This window comes from Paenibacillus sp. J53TS2 (assembly GCF_018403305.1).
GTDB classification, from domain to species: domain Bacteria; phylum Bacillota; class Bacilli; order Paenibacillales; family Paenibacillaceae; genus Fontibacillus; species Fontibacillus rhizolycopersici.
Window position 1 is genome coordinate 379,035 of record NZ_BOSK01000005.1, and the last position, 22,003, is coordinate 401,037.

Annotated in this window: 20 protein-coding genes; 16 read left to right on the plus strand and 4 right to left on the minus strand. The window is 58.3% G+C overall.

Translation table 11 applies throughout. From position 1 onward, the window contains the following. Positions 1–6 precede the first annotated feature (6 nt). Complete coding sequence (locus KJS42_RS13945) at positions 7–984, plus strand: AAA family ATPase (RefSeq protein WP_213623205.1); 978 nt, start codon at positions 7–9, stop codon at positions 982–984. 3 nt (positions 985–987) lie between these two features. Beyond that, positions 988–2,073: a DUF58 domain-containing protein gene (locus KJS42_RS13950; protein WP_244868478.1), complete on the plus strand. Its 1,086-nt coding sequence runs from the start codon at positions 988–990 to the stop codon at positions 2,071–2,073. A gap of 26 nt (positions 2,074–2,099) precedes the next feature. Here the strand turns inward: KJS42_RS13950 and KJS42_RS13955 are convergent, their stop codons facing one another. From KJS42_RS13955 to KJS42_RS13965, 3 genes are all read right to left on the minus strand, one after another. Next, positions 2,100–2,777, minus strand: a complete 678-nt coding sequence (locus KJS42_RS13955; protein WP_213623206.1) for a class D sortase — start codon at positions 2,775–2,777, stop codon at positions 2,100–2,102. A gap of 2 nt (positions 2,778–2,779) precedes the next feature. Beyond that, positions 2,780–3,646: a hypothetical protein gene (locus KJS42_RS13960; RefSeq protein ID WP_213623207.1), complete on the minus strand. Its 867-nt coding sequence runs from the start codon at positions 3,644–3,646 to the stop codon at positions 2,780–2,782. A 173-nt stretch (positions 3,647–3,819) separates the two neighbouring features. Next, the gene (locus KJS42_RS13965) at positions 3,820–4,743 is read right to left on the minus strand and encodes a GNAT family N-acetyltransferase (RefSeq protein WP_213623208.1); all 924 of its coding nucleotides are present in this window, start codon (positions 4,741–4,743) and stop codon (positions 3,820–3,822) included. A 169-nt stretch (positions 4,744–4,912) separates the two neighbouring features. Here KJS42_RS13965 and KJS42_RS13970 point away from each other — a divergent pair, with 169 nt between their 5' ends. From KJS42_RS13970 to KJS42_RS14035, 14 genes are all read left to right on the plus strand, one after another. Continuing rightward, the gene (locus KJS42_RS13970; RefSeq protein WP_213623209.1) at positions 4,913–6,187 is read left to right on the plus strand and encodes a right-handed parallel beta-helix repeat-containing protein; all 1,275 of its coding nucleotides are present in this window, start codon (positions 4,913–4,915) and stop codon (positions 6,185–6,187) included. 125 nt (positions 6,188–6,312) lie between these two features. Beyond that, positions 6,313–7,374, plus strand: coding sequence for a polysaccharide deacetylase family protein (locus tag KJS42_RS13975; protein ID WP_213623210.1), 1,062 nt, complete (start codon positions 6,313–6,315; stop codon positions 7,372–7,374). A gap of 11 nt (positions 7,375–7,385) precedes the next feature. Beyond that, a complete protein-coding gene (locus KJS42_RS13980; protein WP_213623211.1) occupies positions 7,386–8,078 on the plus strand; it encodes a YveK family protein in 693 nt (230 codons plus the stop codon). Beyond that, positions 8,075–9,118 (plus strand): Gfo/Idh/MocA family protein, encoded by a 1,044-nt coding sequence (locus tag KJS42_RS13985; RefSeq protein WP_213623212.1) that lies wholly within the window; start codon positions 8,075–8,077, stop codon positions 9,116–9,118. The genes KJS42_RS13980 and KJS42_RS13985 overlap by 4 nt, the downstream gene beginning before the upstream one ends. Positions 9,119–9,137: 19 nt before the next feature. Beyond that, positions 9,138–10,472, plus strand: a complete 1,335-nt coding sequence (locus KJS42_RS13990; RefSeq protein ID WP_213623234.1) for a nucleotide sugar dehydrogenase — start codon at positions 9,138–9,140, stop codon at positions 10,470–10,472. 116 nt (positions 10,473–10,588) lie between these two features. Continuing rightward, a complete protein-coding gene (locus KJS42_RS13995) occupies positions 10,589–11,176 on the plus strand; it encodes an acyltransferase (protein WP_155606749.1) in 588 nt (195 codons plus the stop codon). Between the two features lie 156 nt (positions 11,177–11,332). After that, a complete protein-coding gene (locus KJS42_RS14000; protein WP_244868484.1) occupies positions 11,333–12,379 on the plus strand; it encodes a DegT/DnrJ/EryC1/StrS family aminotransferase in 1,047 nt (348 codons plus the stop codon). 31 nt (positions 12,380–12,410) lie between these two features. Beyond that, positions 12,411–13,856, plus strand: a complete 1,446-nt coding sequence (locus tag KJS42_RS14005; protein ID WP_213623214.1) for a lipopolysaccharide biosynthesis protein — start codon at positions 12,411–12,413, stop codon at positions 13,854–13,856. Positions 13,857–13,860: 4 nt separating this feature from the next. Beyond that, positions 13,861–15,324 carry a polysaccharide deacetylase family protein gene (locus KJS42_RS14010; RefSeq protein WP_213623215.1) on the plus strand — a complete coding sequence of 488 codons (1,464 nt, stop codon included), beginning with the start codon at positions 13,861–13,863 and terminating at the stop codon, positions 15,322–15,324. Continuing rightward, a complete protein-coding gene (locus KJS42_RS14015; protein WP_213623216.1) occupies positions 15,321–16,457 on the plus strand; it encodes a glycosyltransferase in 1,137 nt (378 codons plus the stop codon). The genes KJS42_RS14010 and KJS42_RS14015 overlap by 4 nt, the downstream gene beginning before the upstream one ends. After that, positions 16,454–17,737 (plus strand): O-antigen ligase family protein, encoded by a 1,284-nt coding sequence (locus KJS42_RS14020; RefSeq protein WP_213623217.1) that lies wholly within the window; start codon positions 16,454–16,456, stop codon positions 17,735–17,737. Before KJS42_RS14015 ends, KJS42_RS14020 begins: the two co-directional genes overlap by 4 nt. Continuing rightward, positions 17,706–18,893 carry a glycosyltransferase gene (locus KJS42_RS14025; RefSeq protein WP_213623218.1) on the plus strand — a complete coding sequence of 396 codons (1,188 nt, stop codon included), beginning with the start codon at positions 17,706–17,708 and terminating at the stop codon, positions 18,891–18,893. Before KJS42_RS14020 ends, KJS42_RS14025 begins: the two co-directional genes overlap by 32 nt. Next, positions 18,890–20,104 (plus strand): glycosyltransferase family 4 protein, encoded by a 1,215-nt coding sequence (locus KJS42_RS14030; RefSeq protein ID WP_213623219.1) that lies wholly within the window; start codon positions 18,890–18,892, stop codon positions 20,102–20,104. Before KJS42_RS14025 ends, KJS42_RS14030 begins: the two co-directional genes overlap by 4 nt. Beyond that, positions 20,082–21,560 (plus strand): sugar transferase, encoded by a 1,479-nt coding sequence (locus KJS42_RS14035; RefSeq protein ID WP_213623220.1) that lies wholly within the window; start codon positions 20,082–20,084, stop codon positions 21,558–21,560. The genes KJS42_RS14030 and KJS42_RS14035 overlap by 23 nt, the downstream gene beginning before the upstream one ends. A 256-nt stretch (positions 21,561–21,816) precedes the next feature. Here KJS42_RS14035 and KJS42_RS14040 read toward each other — a convergent pair. Next, a partial coding sequence (locus KJS42_RS14040; protein ID WP_213623221.1) for an IS3 family transposase occupies positions 21,817–22,003 on the minus strand: 187 nt, incomplete at its 5' end.

Consider the following 22,003-nt stretch of genomic DNA (forward strand, 5'->3'; position numbering starts at 1 on the left):
TTTACTATGGAACTACGGGAAGCGGTAGAGATCATCGGGCGGATTCGCCGCAATATCAGTGAGGTGGTGGTTGGGAAGGAGGACGTGGTTGATCTGCTGCTCGCCGCCTTGCTCGGGAACGGGCATGTGCTGCTGGAGGACGTGCCGGGTACCGGGAAAACGCTGCTAGCCAAGGCGTTGGCCAAATCGCTCGGCGGCGAATTCAAGCGGATTCAGTTTACGCCGGACTTGCTGCCATCGGACCTGAGCGGCATTAATTTCTATAATCAAAAGACCGGCGAATTTGAGTTCCGCTCCGGGCCGGTGTTCACCCACGTGTTGCTGGCCGACGAGATTAACCGGGCGACACCGCGAACGCAGTCCAGCTTGCTGGAGTGCATGGAGGAGCGGCAGGTGACGATCGACGGAGTCACGCATACGCTTGCGGCCCCGTTTTTCGTTATGGCAACGCAAAATCCGGTCGATCAGCAGGGGACGTTCCCGCTGCCGGAAGCCCAATTGGATCGCTTCCTGATGCGGATCGCCATGGGGTACCCGACGTCCGATGAGGGGGTGGCCATTCTACGGCGCTTTAAGGAACGCCAGCCGCTAACGGAGCTTCGTCCAGCCGCCTCTGCCGCGGAGGTGGCGGAAGCGCAGCGGTTCGCGCAGTCCGTCCGCGTGGAGGAAGACCTACTCGCATATATCGTGGCGATCACCGAGGCGACTCGCAAGCATCCGGAGGTTAAGTTGGGGGCGAGCCCACGGGCGAGCATGAGCTTGCTGCGCGCCTCGCAAGGTTTTGCGCTGCTGCACGGCCGCGATTACGTGACGCCGGACGATATCAAGACGGTGGCTGCGCCGGTTCTTGCGCATCGGCTGCTCTTGCGCCACGGGTTGCGCGGCGCAGACCAGCCTGGCGCCGAGGTGGTTCGCCAGGCACTCGAGCAGGTGGAGGTGCCGGCGGAGACCGTGCTTGCGGCAAAGGGGAGACAGGGGGACTAACCAATGTCGATGCAGCTACCATGGCTACTTGTCAGCGCCGTGCTGATTATCTTGCTGCTGGCGTTCGTGTATCGCAGGCGGGCGCTTAAAGGCATAAGCTATCGACGTTATTTCACCGAGCGGGCGGTGTTCGAAGGGGATACCGTCGAAATGGTCGAGGTCATCGCCAACGCCAAGCTGCTGCCGCTGCCGTGGCTGCGCCTCGAGTCGAGCATCGCCGCAGGCCTGACGTTCGGGCGGCAGAGCAATCTAAATATCCATGCCGGGGAAATCTATCAGAACCACAGCAGCTTGTTTTACTTGCGGTCCTACCGACAAATTACCCGGCGCCACGAGGTGACTTGCTCACGCCGGGGACAATACCGGCTAGAGTCGGCTACGATGACGACGGGCGATCCGCTGGGGCTGAATGCTGAGGTCAAGCGGTTCCCCCTGGATTTAGAACTGCTGGTGTACCCGCGGATTCTGGAGTTGCAGGAGCTGCCGCTGCCGAACCACAGCTGGCTGGGGGAGCTGCCCGTACGGCGCTGGATCATAGAGGATCCGTTCCTGACGGCGGGCATTCGCGAATACCGGGCCGGTGACCCGCTAGGCAACATCAACTGGAAAGCGACCGCTCGTACAGGCGAGTTGCAGGTACATAAACGCGATTATACAGCCGACCATCGGCTGATGATCTACCTGAACCTGGAGACCAGCGATTCGATGTGGAGAACGGTCATCGAACCGGAGCGTATCGAGATGGGGATCCGTTATGCCGCGACCGTGGCTGAACATGCGCTACGCAGCGGCCTGGCAGCGGGATTTGCCAGCAATGCGCGTTTGGCCGACGGCCCAAATGAGCCCATCCGCATCGAGCCGCATACTTCCTCTGATCAGCTTACGTTGTTGCTTGAAACCATGGCTCGGATGGTGCTGGACAGAACCGCCTCGATGATTCGGATGCTGGAGATAGAAATCGAGGCAGGGGCGACCGATACCGACTACCTGATCATCTCCTGCCACCAGGGTGAGAAGCTGGCGGAAACCGCCGAGCTGCTGCGACAAAACGGCAACGGCGTGGAATGGATGGAGATTCCCGCAGATTAATTCGATAGACATGAAAAAAGCGCCGGTTAGGAATCCGGCGCTTTTTCTATTAATTTTGCCGTAAGCAGCAACCGTTCTGGAGCTGGCCCGACATAGGTGAACGGGTAACAGGTAATCAGCGTGAGCAGCGGCTCGGCGGAGGACTGGACCGCATCGGCATCGCTCTCGTCGACGATTCTCCGCCCCGTCACCTCATAGGTGTAGCGTCCGGAGGTCGTTTCCACTTCAATCCGATCGCCCGCTTTCAACTTACCCAGATTGCGAAAAACGGTATCCCGGTGTCCGGCGAGCACGCTGTTGCCGTCTTCACCGGGGAGCGGGCTGCCGGTATAATGTCCGGCCCCCAGTTTAAGCGGTTCGCTCCCCGTCCCCTCTAAGATCGCATAGCGCTGATCGAGGGAGGGGAAGGCGATCTCGCCGAGAAGTTTGCCTTCCGCCGCCGTTCGGGTAGGCGCTGCCGAACTTCCATCGCCGCCCGTCTGCCGAAGATTTCCGACTAACGCCGGGGAAAGCGGGTTTTCGTCCGTTGTCCGCGCCGCGTTGCCACCCTCTGTTTCCCGCTGAAGCTCATCCCATTGCCGCAGGGCTTGCTGTGCCTCCAGCGGGGCACTGACTGCTTGGTACGTAGAGTAGGCCAACACAACCAAGGAGATGGAAAACACCAACCATGCGGCCATTCGCAGTAACGAACGTTTGCACCGCATGTTTATCCCCGTCCGGATTTGCGTAGGAACATTCCGGTTCCGACCGTGGCGAACAAACTGATCAGAATCAGGTTAAACCACGGATTCGCCGTTTGTGGCAGCTCTTCCATCATACCCGAGCCGCTGTCGCCCGGCCCCGGCCCTGGTCCCGGTTCCGTCGGCGTTTGGGTTTGCTCCTGCGGCGGGAGAGCGGGGTCTTCCGGCTGCTCTGGCGTGGTGGAATCGGGATTGTCCGCGGAGGGATTCTCCGGAGGTTGCCCGCCTGGTAAATCCGGCTTCACCTCAGGGTTGCCTGGAGGATTACCGCCGTCCACCGGAGTTGGATTATTCGGCTGGGAAGGCCCCTCGCCTGGAGGATTCGAACCTCCGCCTCCGCCGTTCGAAGGCTCCTCGGCATAAGCGGAGAAGCTGAATGCGATCGTCGCCGATTTGCCTTGATACTCGTTACCGGCCTCTTCCGGAAATACCACGCTTAAATCCAGCTCGTTCTCCCCGCCCGCCGCAAGGCGTCCCAGGGCGATATCCTGTTGCTCCAGATGCAGCGCGCCGTCATAAATGACGGTGTCTCCGTCCTTCACCGTTAACTGCAGAACATCGAAGAACTCCGTGTCCCCCGTGACGAAGCGCGTACGCACTTTGTAATCGAAAGCGACGGTGCCGTCATTGGCGACCGTAAACGTGCGCTCTACCCGGTCCCCGGGCTTTAAATTGCTCATCGGCAGCTCACTGCTTAACTCCGTTCCGATCCGCAGTTTGATTTGGTCTGCGGCGCTGGCCTGTCCTGCATGCCACACGACCCCAGCCAGGATGGAAGCGGCGTACACAGCCATGGCATATTTGCGGTAGCCCCGAACCCTCACCCTCTTCAAATGATCCCATCCTTTCCCTTACAACTCGGCCCTCCTAGCTTGCAGCAGACTGATAATGATGGAAGGTCAGTGTCATTCGCTGGTACGTTCGTTATAACGAACTAATACTTATGTCTATTATATATCAATTTCAATAAATGGGAAGGGGGAAAATCGGGCGAACGTTTCATCTCTCAGCGGGATCGGGTTCCTCGAACAAACCGTACCCAATCGCGCCCTGCTCTAAGAATTTCCTTAACTCCCGGAGGGCGGACGAGATAGTAGGGCGTGACCTGGCCGCCCCAGTTGGTCTTGGAGTATGCGACGGTCGGGAGATTGGCCCCGGCGAAATCGAATTCGGCGAAGCCGGCATCCGATAAATCCTGCAGGGCGAAGCTTTGCGATTGCTGAACCACGCCGCGGTTCAAATGTTCCGTCTTGCTGGCAGCGATCCACCCGAATGCGCGCCGGCCGTCTAATGCAACCACAACGCTGGCGCTGACCGGCTCTCCGCTTGGCGCATAGCAGACATAGGCGCGAAAAGCTTGATCCCCAAGCAGGTCCTGGACCCGCTCAAGATCCTGCAGGGTAAGCTGGTGGCTGAAGCCTTGCCGCGACTCCGTGCCCTGCAAGCACTGATGCACCTCGCCCATGTCCCGCGTCACCGCCGTCCGGTAGCCAGCGGCGGTCGCCTTTTTGATTTTCGCGCGGATCTCCGTACTGGCCTGATCGAGGGTGTAGGGGAGCTTCACGATATACGTGTACTTCACCTCTGCTTTAAAACCGCTCCACAAGAAAGGGCGGATGTCGGCAATCTCAGGAGGAAGTACGAAGCTTGCGCTACGCTGCGCCTTCAGCAAATCCGGAATCATCGCTTTGGCTGCTTCGTGCCATTGGCGAGTCAGCTTGTAAGGCTTGTCTGTCGGGGTCGGGTAGAAGGCAAAGGGGTGGTAAGGGTTCAACGGCGGCAAATACAAGTGGCCTTTTCGTTTGAAGAACAACAGTCCCTCCGCCCGCGCAGCCGAATTTGGGGCTTCCCAATGGGCTAGGCGTGCGCTGCAGCCCCATTTGCGGACGTGAAATTCCGCCCATTTTTCCAATACATCGCGATTGTCCATAGGATTACCTCTGGTTTCTTTTTAAGGCATACCGTGCCTTACTGCCAGCCTATGATCTTGTCCATACGAATATGCGTGGAGGCGGGCGGGACCATCATGGCCATCAGCCGCTCCCTTCGGAGAGACCTGGCATTATATATAATCAAACGAATGCATAGGAGGGAAGACCATGATAACAGTAACGAATTTCGGGGCGAAGGGGAACGGAGTTACAGACGATACCGCGGCGATTCAGAAAGCGCTGAACCAGGCGGCGTCAACCGGAGATACCGTTTATTTTCCCAAGGGAGTTTACCTGGTCAATCCGGCCAAAACGTTGAGGGTTGGGGGCAATACCACGCTCAAGGGAGACGGACGTACCTCGATCATTCGCGCGGGGTCCAGCGGCTTTGGGTGGGAACTTATGCGGGTGACGGGCAAAGACACTCTGTTGACCGGCCTTGTCCTTGATGGCAATCGGCGGGTGAACCGGGTGCTGACGATCGCCGGGGGTAGCGCACGAGTTACGGTTCAAGGGTTGCTCGTCCAGGGGGCCACGCATAGCAGTGACCGGCGCAGCGATTATTATGCGGGGGTTGTGTCCGGCATCGTCGTACTCGGCAACACAGAGTCGATTGCCATCCAGGGCGCAGAGATTGCGGACGTCATCGCTCGAAACGGAGGCGGAGCCGGTCTTGTCGCCCGAGGAATTTACGTCACAACAACCTGGGGGAGCAAGGAGCGGGCCGCACAAAAGGTATCGATCATCGGCTGCAGCATTCACCATATCGGGCCGGCGGACGATGGCGACGGCATTTATTACGAGGACCCGGCCATGGAAGAGAATCGCGGTACCCCAGTCGGTAGTCAAATCGTCGGAAACCGCTTCGATTATTGCGCCAAACGGGCGGTCAAGGTGTTTGCGAAAGGGGTCGCTGTGCGCGGCAATACGATCAACAATCCTTATTTGAGCAACAACTTCTATATGGGCGTGGAAAAAGGCCGATTGGCTCCGGACATGTATGCGGCGATCAGCATCTACGGGGGAGATAGCGAAGTAGAGGGAAACCAAATTGCCGGCAGGGGCAGCTTCTATGCCGCGATCGAAGTCGGGGCTGGGCCGGTCGTTGAGAATGTGACCATTCAAGGCAATGCCATCACCATGGGGAGCCAAAGTGAGATCAAAGGAACGACGGCGATTCGCCTCGGGAATATTCGCGATTTCGTCATCGGGGGCAATGAGCTGCAAAACGGCGAGCGAGGGATTTGGACTTGGCAAAACGCCGAGAATGGGCGAATCGAAAACAACGTGATCCGCATGCCGAAGGGCGGCGGGATCGACCTGACGACGTATCTGCGCGGGTACTCGCAAAGGAATCTCCTCTGTACGGGGAACCGAGTTACCGCTGCCTCTTTCAAGGTGAAGACCTCCTCGACGACCAATCAAAACGTGGTGGTTCAATAAAACGTAAGGTGAATTTTATAAATCGGGCTACTAAATTGGCAGGACGCGGAATATAAGACTATATAGCAACCAACTTGGTAGAACGGTAGATACCACAGCTTGGCCCGAAAAGAGGTGAGTCAAAATTGGCGGAGGAAGCGGGAATCTTAGTCGTTTCGCTCGATTTCGAGCTCTATTGGGGAGTCCGCGATCTTTATACCAAGGCGGAGTATGGAACGAAATGGTTGCGAGAGAGGGAACGGATTTCCGACGTGCTAGAGTTGTTCCGGGAGTCCGGTGTCCATGCAACTTGGGCGACGGTGGGAATGCTGTTTTTTGCGGATCGTCGCGAACTGCTGGCCGGTCTGCCGGCACTTAGGCCTAGTTACGCCGACAATAGGCTTTCGCCTTACGGTGAGATCGAAGCCGGATCTGTTGGGGAGGGTGAGGCAGAAGATCCTTACTTCTTTGCTCCAACGCTGATCGAGCATATCCGCCGAACCCCGGGCCAAGCGATTGGCTCGCATACGTTTTCGCATTTCTACTGTATGGAGAAAGGACAGACTGTCGACGAGTTTTACAGCGACCTGCAGGCTGCCGTAGCTGTAGCGGAGAAAAGAGGGATTCACCTCCAAAGCCTAGTGCTCCCGCGCAACCAGCTGCGCAGTCAGTACATGCGCAAACTCCCGGAACTCGGTTTCAAGACCTACCGGGGAAATCCACGCCACTCGCTATACAGGGCGGGATATTCGGTTTCCGATCACTTTCTGCGCCGGGCACTCAGGCTCGGCGACAGCTACATGAACCTGACCGGGCATCACACATACCCGGTGGATTCGATTTCGCCTAGACTGCCGATCGATCTGCCGGCAAGCTTCTTCTTCCGGACACCGCCAGGACCGCTTAGGCGGCTGGAGCCCCTTCGAATCAAGAGGATCAAGGACAGTATGACCCATGCCGCCCGGCAGGGACAGGTGTATCATCTCTGGCTTCATCCCTACAACGCGGCAGAAGATGAGACGTTCAGATCGTTGGAAGCCGTAGTGAAACACTACCGCCTTTTATCCGAACAGTACGGGATGATCAGCCTAAACATGGAAGAGCTTGGGGAACGGGTTCTGGCGGGAGCGGAGAAAGCGGCAATGGCTATCCCGGATGAACCTGTGGAATTTACAGAGAACCGGAGCTTGCAGGCATTAATCGAATGAGGTGAACAATCATGGATATGGTAGCCGTGTGGAATGCCGTCCGGCGGCATTTTCTGGCATTTATCATCGTATTGGCGGCTTGCGTCGGACTGGCTATTCTTCTGAATGAAGTGGTGACTCCCTCCTACCGCGCGAATGTAAGTCTGGTCGCCAATATCGCCTCGAATCCGGAATCGAGTACGTACAATGAGTTTCTGGCCAGCCAAATGCTGACCAAAACCTATGAGGATACCATTCAAAGCCGTTATGTCGCCGCCGAGGTCAAAAAGAAGGTATCCACCCCTGACACGGTCATCCAAATGCTGAAAAAGATCAAAGTCCGCACCGATCCGGGCACGCTGGTAATCCTGTTGTCATATACAGGAGACGAGCCTAAGCAGGCGGTAGCCATCGCCAACGCCTTCGCCGAAACGTTTATCGCCAAATCCAAAGAAATCGTGGAAGGAGCCAATGTTTCCATTCTCGATTACGCCAGTCTGGAGGAGACGAAGACGCCGGTCAGCCCGCGCAAGGCGTTGAATCTCGCGCTCGCCAGCTTCGTGGGTTTGTTTGCGGGACTGAGCTTGGCGCTGATTCTGGATGCCCGCCATATGCGCAACAAAAAAAGCCGACAGGCTCGTCGGCACCTGCCGGATGACTATTCGGAGCTTGGAGACGCCCTGGTCCGGATGGAGAAGAAATATAAAGGGAGGGCGGTCAAATGATGAATTTCGCCATCGCGGGCTGCGGGCATATTGCTTACAAGCATATCGACGCGATTGAAAAAACGGAAGGCGCTAGACTAGTGGCTATGTGCGATCCGAATCCGGCCCGTTTGGAGGAGCTGCGAGCGATCACGCCGGCCGCGTCTTATCCGGACCTCGGCACCATGCTGGCGCAGCAGCCGGACATTGACGCGGTATGCATCTGCGCGCCCAGCGGGTTGCACGGGGCACTGGCGCTGGAGGCGCTCCGGGCGGGCAAGCATCTCGTGCTGGAGAAGCCGGTGACGCTGGACCTGACGGAGGCGGAGCAGCTGCGGCAAGCCGTTCGCTTCAGCGGCGTCAAAGCAACGGTCGTACATCCGAATCGGTATCGACCGGCGATGAGAGTGCTTCAGGCGGCGCTGGCAGAGCAGCGGTTCGGCAAGCTGAGCCACGTGAACATGACCGTTCGCTGGAACCGCAGCCAAGCCTATTACGATCAGGCGGCCTGGCGGGGAACGAAGGCAATGGACGGCGGTGTTCTGCTGAATCAGGCGATTCATGGCCTGGACTTGCTGCAATGGTTGTTCGGCCCGGTTGCAGAGGTGAAGTCGCTGACAGCCACACGGCTGAAGCAGATCGAAGCGGAGGATGTGGCGATCGCGGCGATCCGGCTGGACAGCGGCGCGCTGGGCGTGATCGAAGCCGCCACCACGGTGTACGGGCATAACCTCGAGGAAAGCATCTCCGTGTTCGGGGAGGAAGGCTACGCCGTGATCGGCGGCAAGACGGCCAATTGGATCCGGCATTGGGTATGCGCTTCAATGTCACGGGAAGAGACGGAGGCGTTGATCCGCAGGGTGGACGAGGATCCTTACGGCGTGCCGGGTCACCAGTGTATCATTGCTGACTTGGTCCGGGCTGTTCGGGAAGACCGGGAACCGGAGATCTCGCTGGAGGACGGCATTCGCGCCGTGAAACTAGCCCTGGATATGACCGGCGGGGGCAGCGGTGAACCTGCCCAACCTTTAGATAGGAAGGAGGCGATAGCTGATGCATAGCGGGATGCAAAGCAGTTGGATGGAGAATACGAAGAATTCCGGGAACGGGCAAGCCGAGCTGCTGCGTAAGCTAAGGGACAAAACCGCGGTAATCGGTGTGATTGGGTTGGGGTATGTCGGTCTGCCCCTGGCGGTCGAGAAAGCGAAAGCGGGCTATCGGGTCATCGGCTTTGACGTGCAGAGCCGGAAAATCGAAATGCTGAACCGCGGTCACAACTACATAGGTGATGTCGTAGACGAGGACTTGCGCGGGATGGTGGAAGACGGGCGGCTGCTGGCCACCGCCGAGTATGCGTTTTTGCAGGAAGTGGACGCCGTAGCGATCTGCGTACCGACCCCGCTGGATATTTATCAGCAGCCGGATACGAGCTACGTGGAGAATTCCACGCGGGAGATCGCTCGTTTTCTGCATCCGGGCATGCTGGTCGTGCTGGAAAGCACCACATACCCCGGGACGACGGAGGAGCTGGTGAAGCCCATCCTCGAGGCGACGGGGCTTCGGTGCGGGGTGGATTTTTTCCTGGCGTATTCCCCGGAACGGGTGGACCCCGGCAACAAAACCTACAACACAAAGAATACGCCCAAGGTCGTCGGCGGCGTCACGCCTGCATGCTCGGAGGTAGCCGAAGCGTTGTACCGGCAGGTCCTGAACGGTGATGTGCACGTCGTATCCAGCCCGGCTGTCGCGGAAATGGAGAAGATTTACGAGAACACCTTCCGCCATATCAACATCGCTTTGGCGAATGAGATGGCTGTTCTCTGCAGCCGGATGGGAATCAACGTGTGGGAAGTGATCGAAGCGGCGAAGTCCAAGCCCTATGGATTTATGGCTTTTTATCCGGGCCCGGGATTGGGCGGACATTGCATCCCCGTCGATCCGTTTTACCTGACGTGGAAAGCGCGGGAGTACGGATACCATACCCGATTGATCGAGTTGGCGGGGGAGATCAACAATGCGATGCCCGAGTTCGTCGTGCGGCGGATCGGCGACATCTTAAACGGGGATCGCAAATCGCTGAGCGGCTCGACCGTCTATTTGCTGGGCGTCGCGTACAAAAAGGACATCGACGATTACCGCGAATCGCCGGTGCTGAAGATGATCGAGCTGCTGGAGGAGCGGGGCGCTACCGTATGGACCAGTGACACGCATATCGCGGAGTTCAAGCACCATGGCCTCACCTATACGTGTGAGGAACTGACCGAGCAGCGTTTGCGGGAGGCCGATATCGCGGTGATCGCGACCGATCATTCGGGCTTTGACTATGAGCTGATCGGCCGCACCAGCCGCTGTCTGCTCGATACCCGGAACGCCATGAAGGACCAGGCGAAGCCGGAGCGGTATTACTTGCTGTAGTGTTCGCTCGCCTGGCTTGGTGCTGCCGACGAGTTCAGTTACAGAATGCTGTACTTTTACATCAATTGGCGGTTTGCGCGGAGACTCACCCATTAACCTTATGAGGAGTTAATCACATGAACGGATACGGATATATTCATGAAACCGCGGTTGTCGACCCGGGGGCGCAGGTTGGGGAAGGGACGAAAGTGTGGCATTTCGCCCACGTGTCGTCCGGCGCGGTCGTCGGCAGCCGGTGCAGCCTGGGGCAGAACGTCTACATCGCAGACCGCGTCAGCATCGGCAACGGAGTCAAAATCCAAAACAACGTCTCCGTTTACGAAGGCGTCATTTTGGAGGACGAGGTGTTTTGCGGGCCAAGCATGGTCTTTACCAATGTGCGGACACCACGTGCGGCGTTTCCTCGCAACCGCAGCGAGGATTATCTCAGGACGCGGGTCGGGCGCGGCGCATCGATCGGAGCGAACGCTACCATCGTATGCGGGGTAACGATCGGGGAGTGGGCTTTGGTCGCAGCCGGGGCTGTCGTCACCCGTGATGTGCAGCCTTATGCGCTAATCGCCGGAGTACCCGGTCGGCGCATTGGCTGGGTGTGCCGCTGCGGCAAGACGCTGGGCTTTAGCGGGGGGGCAGGACGGTGCGGCGATTGCGGGCGGGAATACCGGCTGGAGCAGGACGCCGTGGCGATTATTAAGGAAGGGTGAGCGGGCATGGAACCATTACGTATCGGAGGACAACAAACAGACAGCAAGGTCGGTAATCTGACGGATTCGGGAACGGCGACGGCCGCAGGAAAACCGCAGTCGGCGATTCCCCTGCTGGATCTGAAGCGGGAGGTTGCGGAGCTTAAGCCGCAGGTGATGCAGGCCATCGAAAGTGTGCTGGACGAAGCGGCGTTCATTATGGGCAACCAGGTCAAACAATTGGAGCAGGAAGCCGCCGAATACCTGGGAACCAAACATGCGATTGCGTTGAATTCCGGCACAGACGCGCTGGTCATCGCTTTGCTGGCGGCTGGAATCGGGCCTGGTGACGAGGTAATTACGACGCCGTTCACGTTCTTCGCCACGGCGGAGGCTATCAGTCGGGTGGGGGCGGAGCCGGTTTTTACGGAGGTCGATCCGTTGACGTACAACCTAGATCTGGACAGCCTGGAGGCGGCGTTAACGCCGCGCACGAAGGCGGTTATCCCCGTGCACCTGTTCGGCCGTCCGCTGGACATGGAGCGGTTGATGGACCTGGCCAGCCGCCGGGGGTTGATCGTGATTGAGGATGCGGCCCAGGCGTTTGGCGCCGAAGCAGGGGGACGGAAGATCGGAACGATTGGGGAGATGGGCTGTTATTCCTTTTTTCCGTCGAAGAATCTTGGGGCTTATGGGGATGGCGGCTTGCTGGTGACAAACGATTCCAGGTTGGCCGAAAATGCGGCGATGCTGCGGACCCATGGCTCGAAGCGAAAATACTACAACGAACGTGTGGGCTTCAATTCCCGGCTTGATGAGATTCAGGCGGCCATCCTCCGGGTCAAGCTCCCCCATATTGAGGCATGGAACGAAGACCGCCGTCAGGCCGCGGCGCGCTATCATGATCTGCTGCGGGACATCCCCGGGTTGATGCTTCCAGGCGAGGTGCCGGACGGCAACAAGCAGGTGTTCCACCAATATACGGTGCGCGTGCTGAACGGCCAGCGGGATGCGCTCCAGGCGGGGTTAGCCGAAGCCGGTATCAGCAGCATCGTGTATTACCCGCTGCCGGTCCATCGGCTTCCCGTTTATGCCGACCGAGGCCTGACGTTTCCGCTGGCGGAACGGTTGTCGCAGGAAGTGCTGTCCCTGCCGATTTGGCCGCAGATCGAGGCGGACGTGCAGGAACACATCGCGGGACACCTTCGCAGGCTGATGGGCTAATTTATTTTATTAAAGGACGGCTATGCCAAACATGATGAAGAATCTCTTCTCCCCATTCATCCGCTATCTCAGGCAACTCGGGAAGCTGCTGCGGATCCGGAACCTGCCCGGCCTGCTGCGGAAGCTCATGAATGACGGGTTCCTGCGGAACGTGACCGTGCTGGCCAGCGGAACGATGATCAGCCAGGTGATCGTGATGGCGACGCTGCCGGTGTTGACGCGTCTTTATTCGCCGACGGAATACGGCACGTACTCCATGTACCTGTCCATCATCGGGATTTTGCTGATGGTCATCTCTTTTTCCTACGAAAATGCCATAACGCTGCCAGAGGATGACCGCACCGCCTCCAACGTGCTGAGTTTGTCGCTGCGCATCTGCGTCGGGGTCAGCATCGCCAGCGGCATCGGGATTCATATCTTAGAGGAGCCTCTGTCGGCTTGGCTGCACGAGTCCTATTTGACGCACTATTACCTGTTCTTTATCGTCAGCTTGTTCGGCGCCGGGTTTTACCAAATCCTGAACTACTGGTCGATCCGCAAAAAATACTTCAAACCGCTGGCACGGACGAAATATACGCAAAGCCTAAGCCAGGTTTCCTCGCAAATTGGGCTTAGCTTATTCAACCTCGGCCCGCTGGGGTTGATCATCGGTGACATCATCGGACGCTTCGGCGGTTTGCTGCCGCAGTGGAGGCTGTGGCGCCGGGATGTCAAAAGCCAGGCCATCACCTCGGATTGGGCCGACCTGAAAGAGAGCGCCTACCGGTACCGGAGGTTTCCGTTTCTGTCGATGGCCGCCGGTCTGTTGAATAGCGTTGTGCTGTACGTGCCAACCATCCTGCTCGCTTCGTTCTACGGTCCGCAGGTAGCCGGCTGGTTTGCGCTCTGCCAGCGCATTCTCGGCTCCCCGATGACGTTGATTATGACCTCTGTTCGCAACGTGTATTTGGCGGAATCCGCCGACTCCATGATCAATCATCCCCACAGACTTTATCCTTTGTTCCGTAAAACGGTTCGCAACGTCTTTCTGTTCGGCGCATTGGTCATTTTCTTCATCGTAGCCGTCGGCCCGTATATGTTCTCCTTCCTGTTCGGCGAGGAGTGGGCCCGGTCGGGCAGCTTTATTCGCATCTTGTCGATCATGTACCTGAGCCAGTTTGTGGCCAACTCCGTCGGCTCTACGATCGATGTCATGGAGCGTCAGGACCTGCACTTGTATCGGGAGATCATTCGCACGGCGTTGATCTTGGGTTCCCTGTACTTCGCCTGGTATACGCAGCAGTCGGTGGAGGTTGCCATCGGGCTGTTCAGCGCAGCGTCCACGCTGGGATACGTGCTGCATCTGGGGCTGTCGTGGCATTCGGTGCGGAAGTACAAAGGGGCGGACAGCGAAGGGGAGGCCTCCATAGGCACCTCCGCAGAAGCTTCCACCGAAGTCTCTGCAGAGCTATCACTACTGGGCAAGGAGCGAGGATAACGGGATGCTGACGATTTATTCACCTCCAGCAAGGGCCGCCGAGAGAGAGTACATCTACCGCGTGATCCTGGGCGAGTTTCTTGGTCTGGACTATACCATCGCATATAGAGATGGGGAACATGTCGAGTTGGCACTGACTTCGGAAGCCGTGGTGGAACGGGGAGATGCTCCGGTCCGCAGGCTCCGCATGCCGGACGTGCTGCTGCAAATACCCGACCAGTTGTGGCTCACTCCTGCCTCCTTACCGAAACAGCCGCTGGATCGGTTTACGCCGCCTGCGAAAGGACCCGAGGAGAAACCGTTACCGGTCATCTTTGGGAAGAGGGGCCGCGCCGGCCGCTACCTCGAGACGCTTGGCGAAGAGGGCGAGGCAGGGTTCTATCTCGGTCTCGATGTATTTGGCAGCGGCTTGTTTATGCTGACAAGGTATGAGGAGGTTGCGTTTCGGGAGCGAGACCGGCATGGCCGGTTTCCGGGACGGCGCTCTCTGGCTTGTCGCGAGTCCTTCTTGCATCGTCCGATCGTCAACGAGTATGTGGAGCTGTTGTGGGAATTGTTGCATAAGCTTTGGCCGGAACTGGCTCGCAGGAAGCGGGAGGCATCCGTCTACCTCAGCCATGACGTGGATTATCCATTTTACGTTTATGGCCGCAGCCGGCTGCGTATGATTCGCGACATTCTGATGGACGCCCTTCGCCGTCGGGATTTTGAGTCCGCCCGCAAGAAAGCCGGAATAATCCTTCGATCCCGGCGCGCGCTGGACCGGGATCCGTACAACACGTTTGACTGGTTGATGGAACTAAGTGAAGAAGCCGGACTTCGCAGCGCCTTTTTTTTCATTACCGAAGAGCATAGGGCGAAATCCGGTTTGGATGGGAATTACTCCATCGACGACCCTGTGATTCAACGTCTCCTGCAGGAGATTCATGCACGGGGGCATGAGATCGGACTGCATCCAGGCTACCACACGTTTTTGAACCCTGTGCGCATCCGCAGACAATATGAGAAACTGCGACAGATTGCAGAGGACAATGGAATCCGCCAGGCGGTGTGGGGGGGGCGGCAGCATTATTTGCGATGGCGGGCGCCGGATACATGGCAGTTCTGGGAGGATGCCGGGCTGGACTACGACAGTACGCTTAGCTATGCGGATCGCGCGGGCTTCCGCTGCGGTGTCTGCTACGAATTCCCGGTCTTTAACCTGAAGACCCGCCGGGAGCTGGCGCTTCGGGAGCGTCCGTTGATCGTGATGGATCAGACGATCCTGCACCCGGAGTATATGGGGCTAGGCCCCGAGCAAGCCTATGAAACGATCCGCGATCTATACCTGGAATGTCGAAAGTATAACGGCGATTTCACCCTGTTATGGCACAACAGCCAGCTCGTGAAATCGTCGGACCGATCCGTTTACCGAAGATTGGTGTTGGAACTGCTGGGGCCTAACAGCCGCAAGGGGGAGAAGTCGTGAAAATTGCCTATCTGATTCATTGGAACGAAGGGCCGGAGAGCGGTGTGTTCAAAAAAATCATCAGCCAAGCCCTTAGCTGGCAAGCGTTAGGGCATGAAGCGGCGTTGTTTCTGTTCAGCCGCGGAACCGCTGCTGCGTGGACGGAGGCAGAAACCGGCGGGCTGCCGGTATTCCGTGAGGAGTACCGCGGCTGGCTGGGCCGTTCCCCTCGCTTTAAGGCGTTGACTGCCCAGGTGCGGGCTTGGAATCCGGATGTCATCTACCATCGCTTCGACTTGTTTTATCCTTCTCTGCCCCGGCTGCTCCGCGATTATCCCTCCGTACTCGAGATCAACACGAACGATGTGGCTGAACTGGCATTGGAAGGAGGAGTCTTGAGACTCCGCCGCTTCTACCACTTGTTGACACGCCGACTTGTGCTGGCGGCTGCAGGGGGCTTCGTCTTCGTTAGCGGCGAGCTGGCCGAAGCCGACGGCTTCCGTCGATACGCCAAAAGTTACGCGGTCATCGGCAACGGTATTCCGTTGGATCAGTTTGCGGAGGTGACCGCTTCGAAGGATGCGGACACCTCCGCGAGCGAGGAACCTGTCCGATTCGTGTTCATCAGCTCGCCAGGCCAGGCTTGGCAGGGTTTGGATGAGATCGCCCGGTTGGCTGCGGCGAAACCGGACTGGTGGTTCGACATCATCGGGCCGGAGCGCACGGAGTTGGAGACAGCCAAACTGCAGGCCCCGGCGAATATGGTGTTCCACGGTCAACTGACGCGCGATCGTTATCAGACATTGCTCGACCGTGCCGATCTCGCCATCGGCACGCTGGCGTTGTACCGAAAAGGCATGGAGGAGGCTTCGCCGCTGAAGGTTCGCGAATATTTGGCTAACGGCTTACCGGTCATCGCCGCTTACCGTGAGACGGATTTTCCGGAGCCGGTGCCGTTCTTTCTTCAGCTGCCGGGAGAGCCGGAGAACGGGATTCGCCATCTCTCCGCCATAGAGCGATTTGCCCGTGAGTGGCGCGGGCGGCGGGTGAGTCGGGAGCATGTGCGTCATTTGGACATCACCGTCAAGGAGGCGGCTCGTGTGGCCTATATGCGGCGTATTGCTGGAGAGAGGGAAAGAGGGAACGGATCATGACGGAGATCAGCTTAGTATGGGTGGCGTTACTTGTTGCGACAGTTGTATTTTTCACTCTCCAATGCCTGCTGTCGCTAAAAATGAAGGTAGACGCCGCCTACCTGTTTGCGTTTTGCATCTACTTTGATTTCTTTGCCTATTTCTATAAATTGGCCATTCCCGGCGAATCGTTAGTCCTGTTAATCGGGGCACCGCTGCTGCCCGTAGGCGTTGCTTTGCTGCTCAAACCGTCCATCGTGCTCGAAACGTTGCGGGATCAAGGGATTTGGCTATGGGGAATTTTTCTGGCCTATGCCTTGATTTCGCTCACTTGGGCCCCGGCGGAGTCGAATGGAATCATGAAGGAAGTCATTCTGTTGGCGCACGGAGTGATTCCGGCGTTGTATGTCTATCTCATCTATCGAAAGTACGGCCGATTTTCCTGGACCGTTGTTGCTTTGGCGGGGATGGCTTATGCGATCTTACACTTACTGCTTGGCGAGTATAGCGAGGAATATCCAGGCCGATTAACGCTTCCCGGCGGGAATCCGATTTTTAACGCTCGAACCTCGCTGATCACGGCGACGGTCTGTCTATGGGCTCCGCGAATTCCGTTGCCGGTCAGGCTACTGTCCCTGGGGGCGGCATTGGCTTCGGCTTTAGCCACGCAGTCAAGGGGACCGCTAGCTGCTTTCTTGCTCGCCAACGCGCTGTATTTCGGCCTATGGTTTATTCGCAAATTTCGGGAGCGTAAGCTTGGAAAGTTGACTCGCTTGGCTATGCCCTTGCTCTTCCTGTTGATTATCGCAGGCGGGATCGCATCGGCTTATGCGGAGCAACTGGCGGTTTGGGTGGAGAGCAGCCGGTTTATGGTCCTGTTCGACCGGAACCAGCTGCAGGGCGACGACAATTATATCGGCCGGTTAGATTTGCAGACGAGAGCTTTGGAGAAGCTGGAGTCCTCCCCGTTTCTCGGCGCCGGGTTAGGTAGCGTGACGCCGCCTTTAGCTCGGGATTTTCCGCATAATTTGGTGTTGGAGATCGCCGCGGAAGGGGGATTTGCGGGTCTGACGTTGTGGACGTTCGCCGTGTTGTTCTCCTTGTGGGCCGCTATTCAGCGCACGCCAGTGCTGGCCATCCTGCTGGTTCAGTCGATCGGTTACGCCTTGGCTAGCGGGGACTTCGGCTTCAACTATGAATATGTAGTGATGGCCATGACAGCTTTGGCGCTGCTGCCAGCAAAGCAACAGGAAGGAGTGGGAATGAAACATGAAGCTCTTGTTTTTGATCACCGGTTTTGATTACGCGGGGGCGGAAAATCAGGTGCTGCTGCTGTGCCGCGAGCTACGGGCCAGAGGCTGCGAGGTCCGTCTGGTGACGATGATCCCCCCGGTCGCGTACTTAGAGGAGCTTGGGAAACTGGGGGTCGATGTCGTCAGCCTCGGCATGAAGAAGGGCGTGCCGGACCCCCGAGCCATAGTTCGCTTGGCCAGTATCATTCGGCGAACGAGGCCCGACGTGGTCCACAGCCATCTGGTGCACGCGAATATTTTGGCTCGCGTCACGCGGTTGTTCGTGCGCATCCCCTACTTGGTTTGCACCGCCCACAACGTAAATGAGGGAGGCTGGCGGCGGGAGTTGCTGTATCGAATGACCGATCCGCTGGGCGATTTGCTGACCAATGTCAGCCGGGAAGCTGTGCGCGGTTATACCGAACGCCGGATTGCTCCGGCCCGAAAAATTCGGTTGATGGAGAACGGTATCGATCTCAGCCGTTTTGGTGGGGACGAGCGGGGGCGCCTGCAACTGCGAGCCGAGCTGGGAATGAGGGGGGAGGAGGAAGGTCAGCCGGCCGTTGACGGTCCAAGCCCATTTATCTGGCTGGCAGCCGGACGCTTCGTTCCCGAAAAAGATTACCCCGCCATGCTGCACGCCTTTGCCGACGCACGGAGGAGCTTCCCGAATAGCATGCTCTGGATCGCCGGGATCGGGCCGGAACGTCCGCATATTGAAAGACAGGCCGCTGAGCTGGGATTGTCAAACAGCATACGGTTCCTCGGGATCCGCACGGATATGCCGGCACTGCTGCATGCGGCCGACGGATTCGTGCTCTCCTCCAAATGGGAAGGCCTCCCGATCGTGCTGTTGGAGGCCTGCGCCGGGCGACTTCCGATTGTCGCAACTGCGGTGGGCGGCAACGCCGAGGTGGTGCTGGACGGCGTGAACGGCTACCTCGTACCGCCGGAGGATCCGGTAGTGCTGGCTCGTGCGATGGAACGGGTCATGGCTCTGCCGCAGGAAGAGCGGGGAACCATGGGGCAGCGCGGGTGGGAGCATGCCGCGGCAAACTATGAGATGTCCCGCGTCGCCGGGAAGTGGATCGAGCTTTACGAGCAGGCGTCCGGCCGGAAGCTTCCGGCATCCCGGGCCCTGCCGAAGGAGGCGCATGAGGGATGACGCGAAAAGCAGCCTATGTCGCAACGGTCTACGCCCATTTGGCGGCGTTCCACCTTCCTTTTATGAGCGACCTCCGGGATGCCGGGTTTACGGTTCATGCCTACGCCGCCCCGGATCATGGCCGGGCGGATGTGGACCATGCGGGGTTCGAGTGCCGAGATCTGCCCTTTAGCCGTAACCCGCTCGCTCCCGGTAACCTCCGGGCGCTGCGGGAGCTCATCGGCTGGTTGAAGCGGGAGCGGTACGACCTGATTCATGTGCATACGCCTAATGCGAGTGTGGTCTGCCGGCTGGCCGCTCGGCTGGCGGGTCAACCCTTTTCCAAAGTCGTATATACCGCGCACGGTTTTCATTACTATGCCGGGGCTCCTTGGCGTAACCGGCTGCTGTATTATCCGCTAGAGCGATTCCTGTCCCGGTGGACCGATGTTCTTGTCACGATCAATCGGGAGGATGAACGACAGGCGTCTGCTTTTCCGGTGCGCGGCCGATCGGTTTACGTCCCTGGGGTCGGCGTCGACCTGCCGCTGCACTCGGCCTTGGAGGACGGTGAACGCGAGCGGCTGCGCCGCGAATTGGGCTTGGCCCCAGACGATTTTGCCGTGCTTTGCGTCGCCGAGCTGAACCGCAACAAAAATCAGGGTCAGCTGATTGGAGCCATCGCTGAGCTTCGCCGCCGGGGCCTCCCCGCAGTGTTGCTGCTGGCGGGAATTGGTGGGGAGGAAGCGCGCTGCCGACAGCTCGCCGCGGAGTCCGGCGCAGCACAGGCGGTGCGCTTCCTCGGATACCGCCGCGATGTGCCGCAGCTGCTGCAAGCCGCCGACGCCGTAGCGCTCCTGTCAAGGCGGGAGGGTCTGCCCAAGGCGCTGCTGGAGGGACTGGCCGCAGGCAAGCCGCTGGTGGCGACGGAGGTACGGGGCAGCCGCGACCTCGTTGTCCCCGGCCGCAACGGGTACCTCGTGCCGGTCGGGGACGTGTCGGCAGCCGCCGCTGCACTCGAGCGGCTGCAGCAGGACGCCGGGCTGCGGGGGCGAATGGGCGAGTACAGCCGCAAGCTGGCGGGGCTGTACGATCTGGAGCGGATTTGCCGCGATTTGACGGCGGTCTATGCGGGGCTTGGGTTGATGGAGCGAGCGGAAGCTCGCAGGGTACGGCCGCGCCTGGGGGAAGCGGAGGAGGGGGAAGCTTATGATCAAGCTTTATCGGAATAACGGGATGAAGGCGGTTCTCTTGCTGCTCGATCTCCTGGTGATCTATGCCAGCTACCGGCTTGCAGCCGCGCTGCTGCCGCAGGAGGATTTGCACTCGCCCGCCGTTCTGGGGGATAGTCGGTTCCGCAGCGCGCCTTGGCTGGGGATGTTTACAGTGATGACGTATTATTTTTTTAACCTATATGATTTGGCGGGACGGCGGAAGCCGGTGCAATTCCTGTGGAACTTACTGCTGGCGCAGTTATTTGTTGCCGCGGAACTTATCGTATTTGGGTATGCGAGCAACCTGTTCAGTTTAACCCCCAGCCTGCTTCTCTACGCATTTGCGGCCCAACTGCTGCTGTCGTTCGGACTGCGCCTCCTGTTGTTTTATATTCAGAGCAAGGGGTTTAGTCGCAAAAAGACACTAGCTGTCATCAGCAATGAGGCTCCGGACGATGAGGTGCTTCGCATTATGCTGGAGCAGGGTAAGCCGTGGTTCCGTGTTGAACGGATCGTTCGCGAGGAGGGCCCCGGGATGGGTGCAGCGCTGCCAGAGCAAGCGTGGGAGGGGATGGAGACGCTGCTCATCGGGCCAGGGCTCACCCCCGAAATGAAGGCGGAGTGGGCTCGGAACGCGGGGCGACGGAATATGGAAGTGGTCATCGTTCCTGATTTTTACGAGCTCTATCTGGCCGACGCCGAACCGCAGCAAATTGGCGACTTGCTTGTTTACTCGCTTATGCCGCCGCAGTTGACGCTGCCGGAGCGGGCGTTTAAACGTTTGTTTGATCTTGCGGTGTCCTCGATGCTGCTGCTTATGGCGTCTCCTGTCATGTTGGTGATGTTCGTCCTGATCCCGCTGACGTCCCGGGGGAAGGCGTTGTATGTGCAGGAGCGCATCGGATTGCAAGAAAAACCGTTTCCGCTGTATAAGTTTCGCAGCATGGTGGATGGGGCGGAAACTGGAACTGGACCCGTGCTGGCCGGGCGGAATGACACACGGGTAACCCGGCTGGGGCAATGGATCCGCGCCACCCGTATCGATGAACTGCCTCAGCTGTTTAACGTGCTTCTGGGTCAAATGAGCTTGGTCGGACCTCGGCCGGAACGGGCGTTCTTTATTAACCGCTTCAAGGAGGAGCTGCCGCATTACACCTACCGCCTGATGGTGAAGCCGGGGTTAACCGGATATGCCCAAGTGATGGCGGGGTATGCAACCACGCCCTCCGACAAGCTCCGTTACGACCTGATGTACATCAAAAGATATTCGCTGCTGCTCGATCTGAAGATCCTGTTCCAGACGATCCGGGTTGTAGTCCAGCGAGAGCAGGCCAAGGGTGTAGAGGCAGGCGGAGGGACGGAGATGGCGGCGACATCGTTGAGTACGGCTGTTGCCGTTTCACCCGTATCCGCGTCCAGCGGGACGGCTACGGCCACAACGATGGCATCGACGACAAGCTTGCCGCCATCTTAGCTTGCCTGGTACCTTCACCAACAGGAGGTTAAACGTCGCTGTCCATAGTCCACAGCCCACAGTTCGCGATCGCAGTTCTCCTCACGCATTCCTCCACCTTGGCCGCGTTAAACTAAATGGATCTTATCCCACCTGTGCCTATCTGGGAAATGTTGTATTTTGTGCAACAATTTATTCGGTACTAGAGACGAATGGCCGAAATCGGCCAGGCCCCCGAATATTGGACACTTTAGGATCAAACCTTAGTTCGGCTCAACTATACGGCGATTCTAAACGCGTTTACTTCGTTTCTCTCCAGTTTCACTGCAAATTCAGCGGGAGAGTAGCCATATAAACTCATGTGAATTCGGCGGTTATTGTAAAAGTCCATGAATTGGTCAAGAACATCGAATGCTTCTTCAAAACTCATAAAGATATGCCGCTTGAAACACTCACGCTCCAAG

Excerpts from the sequence above, each read along its gene's own strand:
- KJS42_RS13950 (WP_244868478.1), top strand. The coding sequence starts at position 988 with ATGTCGATGCAGCTACCATGGCTACTTGTCAGCGCCGTGCTGATTATC.
- KJS42_RS14030 (WP_213623219.1), top strand. The coding sequence starts at position 18,890 with ATGACGCGAAAAGCAGCCTATGTCGCAACGGTCTACGCCCATTTGGCG.
- KJS42_RS14035 (WP_213623220.1), top strand. The coding sequence starts at position 20,082 with ATGATCAAGCTTTATCGGAATAACGGGATGAAGGCGGTTCTCTTGCTG.
- KJS42_RS13965 (WP_213623208.1), bottom strand. The coding sequence starts at position 4,743 with ATGGACAATCGCGATGTATTGGAAAAATGGGCGGAATTTCACGTCCGC.
- KJS42_RS14020 (WP_213623217.1), top strand. The coding sequence starts at position 16,454 with ATGACGGAGATCAGCTTAGTATGGGTGGCGTTACTTGTTGCGACAGTT.
- KJS42_RS13995 (WP_155606749.1), top strand. The coding sequence starts at position 10,589 with ATGAACGGATACGGATATATTCATGAAACCGCGGTTGTCGACCCGGGG.
- KJS42_RS14025 (WP_213623218.1), top strand. The coding sequence starts at position 17,706 with ATGAAGCTCTTGTTTTTGATCACCGGTTTTGATTACGCGGGGGCGGAA.
- KJS42_RS14000 (WP_244868484.1), top strand. The coding sequence starts at position 11,333 with ATGCAGGCCATCGAAAGTGTGCTGGACGAAGCGGCGTTCATTATGGGC.
- KJS42_RS13980 (WP_213623211.1), top strand. The coding sequence starts at position 7,386 with ATGGATATGGTAGCCGTGTGGAATGCCGTCCGGCGGCATTTTCTGGCA.
- KJS42_RS13970 (WP_213623209.1), top strand. The coding sequence starts at position 4,913 with ATGATAACAGTAACGAATTTCGGGGCGAAGGGGAACGGAGTTACAGAC.
- KJS42_RS13955 (WP_213623206.1), bottom strand. The coding sequence starts at position 2,777 with ATGCGGTGCAAACGTTCGTTACTGCGAATGGCCGCATGGTTGGTGTTT.
- KJS42_RS13990 (WP_213623234.1), top strand. The coding sequence starts at position 9,138 with ATGGAGAATACGAAGAATTCCGGGAACGGGCAAGCCGAGCTGCTGCGT.
- KJS42_RS14005 (WP_213623214.1), top strand. The coding sequence starts at position 12,411 with ATGATGAAGAATCTCTTCTCCCCATTCATCCGCTATCTCAGGCAACTC.
- KJS42_RS14010 (WP_213623215.1), top strand. The coding sequence starts at position 13,861 with ATGCTGACGATTTATTCACCTCCAGCAAGGGCCGCCGAGAGAGAGTAC.
- KJS42_RS13985 (WP_213623212.1), top strand. The coding sequence starts at position 8,075 with ATGATGAATTTCGCCATCGCGGGCTGCGGGCATATTGCTTACAAGCAT.
- KJS42_RS13945 (WP_213623205.1), top strand. The coding sequence starts at position 7 with ATGGAACTACGGGAAGCGGTAGAGATCATCGGGCGGATTCGCCGCAAT.